At 71.7% G+C, this 12,852-nt stretch carries 11 protein-coding genes; 2 read left to right on the top strand and 9 right to left on the bottom strand.

Translation table 11 applies throughout. The features are described from left to right. Positions 1-6 precede the first annotated feature (6 nt). The 4 genes from AB0G28_RS19215 to AB0G28_RS19200 all read right to left on the bottom strand — a co-directional run bounded on the left by AB0G28_RS19215 (position 7) and on the right by AB0G28_RS19200 (position 3,988). Complete coding sequence (locus AB0G28_RS19215; RefSeq protein WP_361090112.1) at positions 7-1,080, bottom strand: MoxR family ATPase; 1,074 nt, start codon at positions 1,078-1,080, stop codon at positions 7-9. Positions 1,081-1,240: 160 nt separating this feature from the next. Beyond that, positions 1,241-1,786 (bottom strand): molybdenum cofactor guanylyltransferase, encoded by a 546-nt coding sequence (locus AB0G28_RS19210; RefSeq protein WP_361090109.1) that lies wholly within the window; start codon positions 1,784-1,786, stop codon positions 1,241-1,243. 125 nt (positions 1,787-1,911) lie between these two features. After that, positions 1,912-2,631, bottom strand: a complete 720-nt coding sequence (locus AB0G28_RS19205; protein WP_361090106.1) for a class I SAM-dependent methyltransferase — start codon at positions 2,629-2,631, stop codon at positions 1,912-1,914. A gap of 43 nt (positions 2,632-2,674) precedes the next feature. Further along, positions 2,675-3,988, bottom strand: coding sequence for an NlpC/P60 family protein (locus AB0G28_RS19200; protein ID WP_361090103.1), 1,314 nt, complete (start codon positions 3,986-3,988; stop codon positions 2,675-2,677). 347 nt (positions 3,989-4,335) lie between these two features. On the opposite strand from AB0G28_RS19200, the gene AB0G28_RS19195 reads away from it, so the two are divergent. Beyond that, positions 4,336-7,149, top strand: coding sequence for an aconitate hydratase (locus AB0G28_RS19195; protein WP_361090100.1), 2,814 nt, complete (start codon positions 4,336-4,338; stop codon positions 7,147-7,149). Between the two features lie 70 nt (positions 7,150-7,219). Next, on the top strand, positions 7,220-7,990 hold the full coding sequence (locus tag AB0G28_RS19190) for an alpha/beta hydrolase (protein ID WP_361090097.1): 771 nt from the start codon (positions 7,220-7,222) through the stop codon (positions 7,988-7,990). Here the strand turns inward: AB0G28_RS19190 and AB0G28_RS19185 are convergent. The 5 genes from AB0G28_RS19185 to egtC form a co-directional block, all read right to left on the bottom strand. Next, complete coding sequence (locus AB0G28_RS19185) at positions 7,987-8,685, bottom strand: MgtC/SapB family protein (RefSeq protein WP_361090094.1); 699 nt, start codon at positions 8,683-8,685, stop codon at positions 7,987-7,989. The genes AB0G28_RS19190 and AB0G28_RS19185 overlap by 4 nt on opposite strands. Before the next feature lie 226 nt (positions 8,686-8,911). Then, complete coding sequence (locus AB0G28_RS19180) at positions 8,912-10,513, bottom strand: alpha/beta hydrolase (RefSeq protein WP_361090340.1); 1,602 nt, start codon at positions 10,511-10,513, stop codon at positions 8,912-8,914. 136 nt (positions 10,514-10,649) lie between these two features. Beyond that, positions 10,650-11,072, bottom strand: a complete 423-nt coding sequence (locus AB0G28_RS19175; RefSeq protein WP_361090337.1) for a nitroreductase family deazaflavin-dependent oxidoreductase — start codon at positions 11,070-11,072, stop codon at positions 10,650-10,652. A gap of 46 nt (positions 11,073-11,118) precedes the next feature. Continuing rightward, positions 11,119-12,096 (bottom strand): L-histidine N(alpha)-methyltransferase, encoded by a 978-nt coding sequence (egtD, locus tag AB0G28_RS19170; RefSeq protein ID WP_361090091.1) that lies wholly within the window; start codon positions 12,094-12,096, stop codon positions 11,119-11,121. Continuing rightward, positions 12,093-12,848 carry an ergothioneine biosynthesis protein EgtC gene (gene egtC, locus AB0G28_RS19165; protein WP_361090088.1) on the bottom strand — a complete coding sequence of 252 codons (756 nt, stop codon included), beginning with the start codon at positions 12,846-12,848 and terminating at the stop codon, positions 12,093-12,095. Before egtC ends, egtD begins: the two co-directional genes overlap by 4 nt. Between the last annotated feature and the right edge of the window lie 4 nt (positions 12,849-12,852).

Below are 12,852 nucleotides of genomic sequence, written 5' to 3'. Positions count from 1 at the left end.
GCGGGGTTACCTGACCGGCGCGCCCGCCGGAACCGGGCCGCCCTGGCCGGGGCCGCCCTGCGGCCGGGCCGAGACCTGCGGCAGCGGCACGGTCTGCAGCACCCGCGTGATGATGTGGTCGATCGGCACGCCGTCGGCCAGCGCGTCGTAGGACAGCACGAGCCGGTGGCGCAGCACGTCCGGCACGACGTCGACGACGTCCTGCGGCAGCACGTAGTCGCGGCCGCGGACCAGGGCCAGCGCCCGCGCGGCGGCGATGATGCCCAGGCTCGCGCGCGGCGAAGCGCCGTAGGAGACCCAGCCGGCGACGTCGGCGAGGCCGTGCTCGTTCGGCGTGCGGGTGGTCAGCACCAGCCGGACGACGTAGTCGACCAGCGCGTGGTGCACGAACACCTGCGACGCGACGCCCTGCAGCCGGACCAGCTCGCCGGGGCTGAGCACCTCGTGCGGGGTGGGCGGGGTGACGCCCATCCGGTAGATGATCTCGCGCTCCTCCTCGGCGGAGGGGTACTCGACGACGATCTTGAACAGGAACCGGTCGCGCTGGGCTTCCGGCAGCGGGTACACGCCCTCGTTCTCGATCGGGTTCTGCGTGGCGAGCACGAGGAACGGGTCGGGCATCGGGAACGTCTGCCCGCCGATCGACACGTGCCGCTCGGCCATCACCTCGAGCATCGCCGACTGGACCTTGGCGGGCGCGCGGTTGATCTCGTCGGCGAGCACGAAGTTGGCCACGACCGGGCCGAGCTCGACGTCGAAGCGCTCGGCGCCCTGGCGGTAGATCCGGGTGCCGAGGATGTCGGCGGGCACCAGGTCGGGGGTGAACTGGACGCGGGAGAACGAGCCGCCGACGACCCTCGCGAACGTCTCGACGGCGAGGGTCTTCGCCACGCCGGGCACGCCTTCGAGCAGCAGGTGGCCCTTGGCCAGCAGGCCGACCAGCATCCGCTCGACCAGGCGGTCCTGGCCGACGATGATCCGCTTGACCTCGAACACGGTCCGCTCCAGCAACTGGGCGTCCCGGGCCGGGGTCGCGGGCTGCTGCCCGTTCCCGCCCTCGGCGTAGCCGGGCTCGGTCACTCTGCCTCCTCGAAATCTCGTGCGCCGCCCCCGCGACGGTGATCACGCGGTGCGACCGTACTGCGTCCCCCGGTCGTTCGTCCGTCCGGCACGCGGGCGCCCACGATCAGCCAACACGGTCACCGGTGTGACATCTGTGAAGGACGTCCGGTTCCCACCCTCAGCGGTGGCGTTCGAGGTCCTCGGGGGTGTCGATGTCGTCCGCTTCGCCCCGTTCGGCCGGCACCTCGGTGACGGCCAGCCCGCCCAGCACGCGACGCACCGACGCGTTCTCGACCTGCTCCGGAAGTGCCGCCAGCAGCGCCGCGACCCGCCAGGCGCCGAGCAGCCACTGCCGCCGTCCCGCCGCGTCGACCAGGACGGCGCCGTCGCCGGGGCCGATCGCCGAGACCAGGCGGTCCACTGTGGACTTGCGGACCCCGGGCAGGTCGGCGGCCAGCACGGCGACCGCCTCGACGTCGTCGGGCACGAAGACCAGCCCGGCGGCCAGCGCCGCCACGGGACCGCTGCCCGGCACGGCTTCCCGGGTCCACACGACGTCGAAGCCGGGCCGCCGCGGCCCGACGGCGATCACCCGCTCGGCGCCCTCGAGGGCGTGGATCGCGCGGGTCAGCAAGGGTTTCCCGCCCACCGAGAGGGCGGGTTTGTCCACACCGGACAACCTGCGGGCCGAGCCCCCGGCCACCACGATCCCCGCGTAGCGCATCCCGGGAACACTAGCGGCCCGGCACGGGGCAGGTGAAGCCCGCGTACGGTCGGCTCCGGGGTCGCCGAGCGCGCCCGGCAGCGCCTGGTTCGCGCCTGAAGGCAAGGCTTGCACCCCGCCCGGCCTCAGCGGCCCAGCACGAGGTAGGCGAAGCCCAGCACGCCGCGGTAGTCGCGGACGTACTCGCGCAACCGCCCGCCGGCCCACTCCCGCACCTCCGCCGCCCGCGGGTCGGCCGGGTGGGCCAGGAGCCACTCCGTCAGGGCGGCCCGCGAGGTGGACTCGAAGTCGTCCCATTCCCGCTGGTCGGCGGTGCTGAAGTGCAGCACCTGCCAGCCCGCCGCGGCGGTGGCGTCGAGGAGGTCCGGCAGCGGCAGGATGTCGTCTCCGAAGATCTCCAGCGCCTTCGGCGACGGCGGGGCCGCCCAATACCCGTCGCCGAAGAGCAGGCGGCCGCCCGGGGCCACGACCCGGCCGAGCCGGTCCAGCGCCGCCTTCGTCGAGCCGAAGGCGTGGGACGCGCCGATGCAGAAGACCCGGTCGGCCGGACCGGGCCAGGCCGCGGCGTCGGCCTCGGCGAACTCGACCTGCCCGGCGTGTCCGCGGTCGCGCGCCGCCGACCGGCCCCGGGCGAGCGCGGCCGGATCGGTGTCGATGCCCGTCCCCCGCAGGCCCGGCGTCCGGGCGACGGCACGCAGCAGCAGCTCACCCCACCCGCAGCCCAGGTCCGCCAGGTGCCCGTCGCCGAGGGCCATCCGGTCGAGCAGCAGGTCCCCGTGTACCTCGGACAGGGGCGCGTTCCAGCGCATCCGGGTGCGCCGCAGCGCGTTCAGCTCGTCGTCCACCCGGTGATCCTCTGCGTCCCCGGCGACGGCGTCGAGCGAGTTTTCAGCCGATCAAGCGGGTCGCGTACGGCATGATCCCGCCGTAGCGCACCGGCGCGATCCGGACGCGCAGGCCGGACTGCGGTGCCTCGACCATCTGGCCGCCGCCGAGGTAGAGCGCGACGTGGTGGATGCCGCCCGGCCCGCCCCAGAACAGCAGGTCGCCGCGGCGCATCTGGGACAGCGGCACCTGCCGTCCCGCCGAGTACTGGTAACCGCTGTAGTGCGGCAGCGAACGGACCCCGGCGAAGGCGTAGATCATCAGGCCGGAGCAGTCGAAGCCGATCTTGTTGTAGTCGCCGTAGCTGTCGGCCACACCACCGTCGCGGATGCCGCGCGTCGGACCGCTCGCGTTGCCGCCACCCCAGGCGTACGGCATGCCGAGCCGCGACAGCGCCCGCGCGATCACCGCCTCGATCGACGAGCCCGCCGGGCCCGACGGCGCCGGGCCACCCGCCGGACGGCCCTTGCCTCCAGCCGCGGCAAGGGCGGCCTGGCGGGCCCGTTCCTCGTCCTCGCGCTGCTTCTGGGCGAGCCAGTCCTGGTAGCGCTGCCGCTGCCCCTGCAGGCCGCTGACCTTGGTCTGCGCGGCGTAGAGCTGCTGCTCGACGTCGGATTTGTTCTTCTCGAGCTGCGTGTTCTGCGACGCCTGGTCGTCCTGCGCCCGCACGGCGGCGGCCTGCGCGGCGTCGGCGCCGCTCTTGGCCTGGCGCGCGGCGTCCTGCTTCTGCCGCGCGATCTCGGCGGCCTTGCGGGCCGCCGAGTCCTTGTTCGACTTCTCGGTCTGCGCCTGCTGGAGCCGGTCGAGGGCGTTGAGCCGGTCGCCGCCGACGGCGTCGAGGAGCTGCGCGCGGGCGAGCATGTCCTTGGGACTGTCGGCGCTGAGGTACGCCGACAGCGAGCCGACCGTGCTGCCCTGCTGGAAGCTCGCGGCGGCGAAGGACTTGAGGTCGTCGCGGGCCTTCTCGATCGCCGCAGCCGCCGCGTCGGCCTCGGTCCGGGCGGCCTTCGCGTCGTTCTCCGCCTGCGCCGCGGCGTCCTGCGCGGTCTGCAGGTCCACCAGGGCCTTGTTGGCCTCTTCCTGCTTGAGCTCGACGTCGTCCTGCAGCTGCGACAGCTTCTGCTCGGCCTGGGCCAGCTGGTTGGTCAGCCGGCCGACCTCGCCCGCCTTCGCGTTCGCGTCGGCCTTGCTCGCGTCGATCTCGGAGTCGCTCGGGTTGGGCGGCGGCGGGGGCGCCGCGAGGCCCGTGCCACCGGCGCCGAACAAGATCACCAGCGTGAGCGTGCTCACGCTGAGTCCCCGGCGGACGCGCGGCACCCTCGGCCTCCCGCACCGTCCAAACAAGACCGCCACCTCCGCTCACCAGCGCACACCGCGTGTCACTGCAGTCACACCACTATCACAAGCATCAGCGGAAACTTACACAACGTAGGCACCAATTCCCCTCATTGAGGGACCCCCGTATCGGATGGCGCAGCCCACACCGCGTGTCGTCTTGTCCGCCAAACAGGACACGCGTACTGTTTGAGGTGCCGCGAGGTGTGGCATCCCGAATCCGGTCCTACGGTGGGGGTGCGCAAGACTCGCTGCCACCGAACCCGACCGAACTGACCCGGGACTCGACCGCCGCACCGGCGCGGAAGTCCATGCCACTGGAGTTAGACGTGACCGCACCTGCCAGCAAGGACAGCTTCGGCGCCAAAGACACGCTGAAGGTCGGCGACGCCTCGTACGAGGTGTTCCGCCTGAACAAGGTCGAGGGCGCCGAGCGCCTGCCCTACAGCCTGAAGATCCTGCTCGAGAACCTGCTGCGCACCGAGGACGGCGCGAACATCACCGCCGACCACATCCGCGCGCTCGGCTCGTGGGACCCCAGCGCCGACCCGTCGATCGAGATCCAGTTCACGCCCGCGCGCGTGATCATGCAGGACTTCACCGGCGTGCCCTGCGTCGTCGACCTCGCCACCATGCGCGAAGCGGTCACCGACCTCGGCGGCGACCCCGACAAGGTCAACCCCCTCGCCCCGGCCGAGCTGGTCATCGACCACTCCGTGATCATCGACGTCTTCGGCCGCGCCGACGCCTTCGAGCGCAACGTCGAGATCGAGTACGAGCGCAACCGCGAGCGCTACCAGTTCCTGCGCTGGGGCCAGGGCGCCTTCGACGAGTTCAAGGTCGTCCCGCCGGGCACCGGCATCGTGCACCAGGTCAACATCGAGCACCTCGCGCGTACGGTGATGGCCCGCAACGGGCAGGCCTACCCCGACTCCTGCGTCGGCACCGACTCGCACACCACCATGGTCAACGGCCTGGGCGTGCTGGGCTGGGGCGTCGGCGGCATCGAGGCCGAGGCGGCCATGCTGGGCCAGCCGGTGTCGATGCTCATCCCGCGCGTCGTCGGCTTCAAGCTGACCGGCGAGATCCCGGCCGGCGTCACCGCCACCGACGTCGTGCTCACCATCACCGAGATGCTGCGCCGCCACGGCGTGGTCGGCAAGTTCGTCGAGTTCTACGGCGAGAGCGTCGCCCAGGTGCCGCTGGCCAACCGCGCCACCATCGGCAACATGAGCCCGGAGTTCGGCTCCACCGCGGCGATCTTCCCGATCGACGAGGAGACCGTCCGCTACCTCAAGCTGACCGGCCGGTCCGCGGAGCAGGTCGCGCTGGTCGAGGCCTACGCCAAGGAGCAGGGCCTCTGGCACGACCCGTCGCGCGAGGCGTCGTACTCCGAGTACCTCGAGCTGGACCTGTCGACGGTCGTCCCGTCGATCGCCGGGCCGAAGCGCCCGCAGGACCGCATCGAGCTGTCGGACGCGAAGTCGTCGTTCCGCAAGTCGATCCACGACTACGTCGACGGCGAAGACCTGACGCCGCACACCAAGATGGACGAGGCTTCCGAAGAGTCGTTCCCGGCCAGCGACGCCCCGTCGCTGTCGTTCGCCGAAGACGACGCCGCGCCGGTGACCAGCTCCGCCGCGAACGGCGCCTCGGGCCGCCCGTCCAAGCCGGTCAAGGTCTCGACGCCGGATCGCGGCGAGTTCGTCCTCGACCACGGCGCCGTGGTGATCGCCTCGATCACGTCGTGCACGAACACCTCGAACCCGTCGGTCATGCTCGGTGCCGCGCTGCTCGCGCGCAACGCCGTGGACAAGGGCCTCGCGGTCAAGCCGTGGGTCAAGACGTCGATGGCGCCGGGCTCGCAGGTCGTCACCGACTACTACACCAAGGCCAACCTGTGGCCGTACCTGGAGAAGCTGGGCTACCACCTGGTCGGCTACGGCTGCACCACCTGCATCGGCAACTCCGGCCCGCTCTCGGACGAGATCTCCGCGGCCATCCAGGAGAACGACCTCACCGCGGTCTCGGTGCTCTCGGGCAACCGGAACTTCGAAGGCCGGATCAACCCCGACGTGAAGATGAACTACCTCGCGTCGCCGCCGCTGGTCATCGCCTACGCGCTGGCCGGCACGATGGACTTCGACTTCGCGACCCAGCCGCTGGGCCAGGACACCGACGGCAACGACGTCTTCCTCAAGGACATCTGGCCGACCGCGCAGGAGATCCAGGAGACCATCGACTACGCGATCACGCAGGAGATGTTCACCAAGGACTACGCCGACGTCTTCGACGGCGGCGAGCGCTGGAAGTCGCTGCCCACCCCGGAGGGCAAGACCTTCGAGTGGGACGCCGAGTCCACCTACGTGCGGAAGCCCCCGTACTTCGAGGGCATGACGCCGGAGCCGGCCCCGGTCACCGACATCACCGGCGCGCGCGTGCTGGCGAAGCTGGGCGACTCGGTCACCACCGACCACATCTCCCCCGCCGGCGCGATCAAGCCGGGCACCCCGGCCGCGCAGTACCTGACCGAGCACGGCGTGGAGAAGAAGGACTTCAACTCCTACGGCTCGCGGCGCGGCAACCACGAGGTGATGATCCGCGGCACGTTCGCGAACATCCGGCTGCGCAACCAGCTCCTGGACGACGTGCAGGGCGGCTACACCCGCGACTTCACCGTCGAGGGTGCCCCGCAGGCGTTCATCTACGACGCCGCGCAGAACTACGCGAAGGCGGGCACCCCGCTGGTCGTGCTGGGCGGCAAGGAGTACGGCTCGGGCTCGTCGCGTGACTGGGCGGCCAAGGGCACCTCGCTGCTGGGCGTCCGCGCGGTGATCACCGAGTCGTTCGAGCGCATCCACCGCTCGAACCTGATCGGCATGGGCGTCATCCCGCTGCAGTTCCCGGCGGGCGAGTCGGCCTCGTCGCTGGGCCTCGACGGCACCGAGACGTTCGACATCGCGGGCATCACGAAGCTGAACGACGGCGAGACCCCGCGCACGGTGCACGTCACCGCCACCAAGGAAGACGGCACCAAGGTGGAGTTCGACGCGGACGTCCGCATCGACACCCCGGGCGAGGCGGACTACTACCGCAACGGCGGCATCCTGCAGTACGTGCTGCGGAAGATGACGCAGGCGTAAGGTTTTCCGCCCCGAAGGCCTCCCCATCGCGCAGGTGGGGAGGCCTTCGCCTGCCGGTACCGTGGCGGGCATGGGGGAACAGCTGTGCCATGACGAACGCGGCCACGGGCGGCCACTGGTGTTCCTGCACCCGGGCGGCTTCGGCCGGCAGGTGTGGGACGAGCAGATGACGCGGTTCGCCGCGCACCACCGGGTCGTCCGCTACGACGCCCGCGGGCACGGCGACTCGCCAGGACCGGCGCCGGGTTTCTCCCACCACGACGACCTCCGGCAGCTGCTCGACGCGCTGGGAATCGACCGCGCGGTGCTGGTCGGCTCCTCGCTCGGCAGCCGCACCGCGGCCGACTTCGCGCTCTCGCACCCGGATCGGGTCGAGGGGCTGGTGCTCGCCTCGCCCGGGTTGAGCGGCATGGTCGAACGCGACCCGTTCACCCTGGAGCAGCGAAGGCTGGCCGCGGAAGCGATCGCCAGGAAGGATTTCACGCAGGTCTTCGAATGCGTGCTCCGGATGCTCGTCGACGGCCCCCACCGGACCCCCGAGCAGGTCGACCCGGCCGTCCGGGCCCTCTTCGGGCGGCTGCTGGCGGACAACGCCCGCAAGGGCCACGGCGGGTTCCCCCTCGGCGACGAGCTGAACGCGGTGACCCGCGTCCCCGAGATCCGGGCCCGGACGCTGGTCGTCACCGGCACGCTCGACACCACCGACATCCACGGGATCGCGGACCTGATCGCGCGCGAGGCACCGCACGCGCGCCAGGTCGCGATCGAGGGCGCCGGGCACCAGGTCAACGTCGAGCAGCCCGCCCGGTTCGGCGAGCTGCTCGACGAGTTCCTCGCCTAAGCGGGCACGGCCTCCCAGCGGACGCTGGACACCGACGGTTCCAGCGACAGCCGCGACACCGCCGCCTCCATCTGGGCGTCGTCGCGCTGGTCGCCGATCAGCTCGGCGCGCACCTCCACCGTCCGGTCCTCGCGGTCCGTGCTCAGCACCGACAGCAGCCGGAAGTCCGTGCGGGTCAACGACTGCACGAGCAACGCCCGCACGTGCGCCTCGGTCGCGTCGCGGGTGACGGCTTGGAACGCGTACTTCGCGGGCGTCTCGTCGCCCGAATCGGGACGGCGGTCGACGACCCGGCCGAGCGGCCGCAGCAGCACGTTCACCCCGACCACGACGGCGGTCCCGGCGGCCGCGACCGCGTACAGCCCGGCGCCGGCGAGCGCGCCCACCGCCGCGGAGCACCACAGCGTCGCCGCCGTGTTGAGGCCGCGGACGTTGAGGCCGTCCCGCAGGATGACGCCGGCGCCGAGGAACCCGATGCCCGAGACGATCTGCGCCGCCACGCGGGTCGGGTCGCCGCTGGACGCCAGGCCGCCGAAGCCGTGGGCGGACAGCAGCACGAACAGCGTCGCGCCGACCGCGACGAGGGCGTTGGTGCGCAGCCCGGCCATCCGGGCGCGGAACTGGCGCTCGAACCCGATGACGGCACCCAGGCCGACGCCGGCGCCGACGCGCAGCAGCATTTCGAAGATGGTCATATCCGGCTCTTTTCCGGCGTGCGCGCACTGCCGGACAGAAGGCGGCCGGAATTCAGCCCAGCCGGAAACCTCCGGTGAGCGCGCGCCCGGCCGTCCGATGACTGTCCGCTGGCATGTGCCGCTCACCTCGCTTCCGTACTCGTGTTGATCAAGCTCCGCCACTCTACCGGACGCGGAAAGGCCGGGGTGACGTGCGATCCGTCACCCCGGCCTCCGTTTCACGGCGTCAGGGCGTTTCGAACGGCTGGACGTTCGGCTGGAACACCTGGCCGTTCGCCGGGACCTTGAGGTCGGTCAGGTAGTCGGCCACGGCCTTGTCGACGCCGAGGGCGTCGCCGAGGATGCAGTGGCCGAACGCGTCGACCGACAGCAGCCGGGAGTTGCCGAGCTCGGCCGCCATCCGCTGCCCGAACTTGTACCGCGTCGCCGGGTCGTAGTAGTTGCTGACGACGACCACCGGGACGTCGGTCTTCGCCCGCCACGGGCCGCGGTAGGCGTCCGGCCGCTTCGCCGGCCAGACCGGGCAGCCCGCCGTGTCGGCGAACGCCTGGTAACGGCCGAACGTGGGCGACTCGCGCTCCCACTTGGCGGCGATCGACGGCACCTGCTCCTGGTCGATCTTGAACGGCTTGTCGGAGCAGTTGACGGCGAAGTACGAGTCGTCACTGGTGTACGGGCTGTCGGGGTTCTGGTCCGCCAGGCCCTTCTTGCCCTTCGTGATCACCTTGAGCGGCTTGGCCTGCAGGCTCTGCGCCTGCGCGCCCGCCGGGTGGATCGCGGTGTAGAGCGCCTGCAGGTCCTCGGCCAGGCCGGGGAAGGCCGCGGGCGAGTAGAGGACGCTCGAGACCCCGCCGGTGAACTGGTTGATGTCCACCGTGCCGCCGGGCAGGGTGATCGGCTGCTTGCGCAGGTACTCCCGCAGCTCGTCGAACTTCGCCCGCGGGTTGCCGTCGCTGAAGGCGCACTTCGCGCCGACCTGGTCGCAGCGCTTCAGGAAGCCGTCGAGCGAAACCTCGAAGCCCTGCGCCCGCTCCCGGTCGTACTCGACGCCGTCGCTGGTGCGCAGCGCCGGGTCGACGTTGCCGTCGATCACGATCGCCCGCGACTGCTTCGGGAACATCGACGCGTAGGTCGAGCCGATCAGCGTGCCGTAGGAGAAGCCGACGTAGCTCAGCTTCCGGTCGCCGACCGCCGCGCGCAGCGTGTCGAGGTCGCGCACGACGTCCTTGGTGGACATGTGGTTCAGCAGCGAACCGGCGTTGTTCTTGCAGAACCGGCCGTAGTCGCGGTAGCTGGCCAGCGTGCCGGAGATCTGCGCGCGGGTCAGCGGCACCGGGATCTGGGCCGAGAAGACCTCGTCCGCGTCCTCCTGCGTGGTGAAGCAGCGCAGCGGGTTGCTCTGCCCGACGCCGCGCGGGTCGAACCCGACGAGGTCGAAGCGGTCGAGGACCTGCGGCTGGAAGTAGAACTGGCCGCTGATCGGCATCCGCAGGCCCGAACCGCCGGGGCCGCCGGGGTTGAGGAACAGCGAGCCGACGCGTTTGTCGGGTGTGCGGGCGGCGCGCTTCAGCAGCGCGATGTCGATGGTGCCCAGCGCGGCGTTGTCGTGGTCGATCGGCACGCGGTAGCGCGCGCAGCTGTAGAAGTTCACCTGGTCGGCGGGAACCCCGGCGAGCGTGTCTGCGGAGCACTTCCCCCAGTTGACGGCGGCGGTCGCGCCGACGGCGGCGGGCTTGACCGCCGAGTCTTCGGCCGCCGCGGCGGTGCCGGCCGTCCCGGCCACGCCCACCCCGGCCACGAGCGCCCCCACCAGTGCGAACGACCGCACTCGAGCCTTTGCAGTTCTCGGCAAGACGTCTCCTCCCTAGGTCACGGCCGCACGGTCGGACCGTCACGGCGCGTTACCCGGGTGAGACTGGCACAAAGCGGTGAATTCCGTCACCGGCCAAAAGGATGGTGGGCACCTACCGCACCAGCCGGGTCAGCACGAAAACCGGCAACGGACGGTGGGCTTCGCGCTGCTCCATCCGGTACCCCGGCCAGAACTCGAGGAGTTCCGCCCACATCCGGTCGTACTCGTCGCCGTGCAGTTCCCGCGCGATGGTTTCGACCGGCTTGCCGGCCAGCGCCACCTGGCACTTCGGGTTGGCGCGCAGGTTCAGTGCCCAGGCCGGGTCGTTCGGGCGGCCCCAGTTGGACGCGGTCAGCACGAAGTCGCCGCCGCGCGGGAAGTAGAGCAGGTTGGTGCTGCGCGGCTGCCCGCTCTTGCGGCCGGTCGTCGTCAGGCGCAGCGACGGCAGCCCGGCGAGCGCCACGAGGCTCACCCGGCCGCCGAACGCCGCGTGCAGTTTCTTGTCCGCCCAGACGACGACCCGGGCCGTGCGCATCAGCCACGGCCGGGTGCCCGCGGCCCGGGCCAGTGCGCGGAGAGGATTAGCCACGCACGGATTTTGCCAGGCTGACCCCGAACCGCTGCTGGGAGTCGGTCCACCAGCGCTCCAGCGCGAACCCGGCGGCGGCCAGTTCGGCCTCGACGCCGCTCGGGCGGAACTTGGCCGAGATCTCCGTGCGGACGTGCTCGCCTTCGGCGAAGCTCACCGAGAGGTCCGCGCCCGGGATCTCGACGCTCAGATCGCGGCGGGCCCGCAGGCGCATCTCGATCCATTCGTTGTCCGCGTCCCAGTGGGAGACGTGCTCGAACTCGTCGAGGTCGAAGTTCGCGCCGAGGCGGGCGTTGATCACCCGCAGCACGTTCTTGTCGAATTCGGCGGTGACACCCGCGGCGTCGTCGTAGGCGCGTTCGAGAATTCGGGGGTCCTTGACGAGGTCGGTGCCGAGCAGCAGCCACTCCCCCTCGTCGAGGACGTCCCGCACGGACCGCAGGAAGACCGCGCGCTCGGCGGGCAGGAAGTTCCCGATCGTCCCGCCGAGGAAGGCCACCATCCGCGGCTGCCCGCCGGGCAGCAGCTTCAGGTGCTGCGTGAAGTCCCCGACGACCCCGCGGACGGTCAGGTCCGGGTAGTCCTTCGAGATGGCCTCGGCCGCGTCGGCCAGCGCGGATTCCGACACATCCAGGGGGACGAACGCCTCCAGGGTCCCGTGCCCGGTGAGCGCGTCGAGCAGCAGCCGGGTCTTCTCGCTCGACCCGGAGCCCAGCTCGACGAGCGTGTGCGCGCCGGTCAGCTCCGCGACGTCGCCGGCGTGCGCGGCCAGCACCTCGCGTTCGCTGCGGGTCGGGTAGTACTCCGGCAGCTGGGTGATCTTCTCGAACAGCTCGCTGCCGTCGGCGTCGTAGAACCACTTGGGCGGCAGCCACTTCTGCGGCGCGGTGAGCCCGGCGACGACGTCCGCGCGCAGTTCCGCGGTGACGGCGTCGCCGGAGCGGTGGTGGTCGAGATCGACTTCGGTCATGGACGCTCCTCGGTCAGGGGCAGCAGGTCGACGCCGGCCGCGGTGGCGCGCACGGCGTGGTGGTCGGGGACGGGTCGCCAGCGGGGGTCGCCGTCGCAGGGTTCGGAGGACAGCAGCACGCCGGCCGGGGTCTCCAGCACGGACAGCGCGTGGGTCCAGGCGGTGCCGATCAGCGTTTCGCCGTCGGTGAGCAGGAAGTTGAGCCGGGAGCCGGGCGCGGCCGCCTCGACGGCGGCGGTCAGTGCCGCCACCGCCGTCAGCGGGTCCTCACCCGTGGCCAGCCGGGCCCGCAGCAGAGCCCAGAGCACGGCCGAGTCCGTCGGCGCCTCCAGCGTCAGCAGTTCGGTGACGGGCAGGGTCTTGGCCAGTTCGGCCAGCGAGCCGGGCCAGCCGCGGACGACCCCGTTGTGGCTGAACAGCCAGCGCCCGGCGGTGAACGGCGCCGCGGCCGCCTCGGTCACCGGCATGGCGGTGGTGCCGTTGCGGACCGCGGCGACGAACGCGCCCGCGGTCACCGCCGCGGCCAGCGGCGGCAACGTCTCGTCCGTCCACAGTGGAGTGGACCGGCGGTGGCGCAGCGGCGGCGAGCCCGGGCCGGGGTACCAGCCCAGCCCGAACCCGTCGGCGTTGACCGAGCCACCGCCGCGCATGTCCGCCGGCGCGTACGACTGCACCAGCAGCGAATGCGGGGCGTGGAAGAGCACCCCGGCGGGCGGAAGCGGCTCGCCGAGGTAGCCGATGTGGCGGCACATGCGC

Source organism: Amycolatopsis sp. NPDC021455, assembly GCF_040640995.1.
Classification (GTDB): domain Bacteria; phylum Actinomycetota; class Actinomycetes; order Mycobacteriales; family Pseudonocardiaceae; genus Amycolatopsis.
This window is presented reverse-complemented; position numbering and strand designations above follow the sequence as displayed.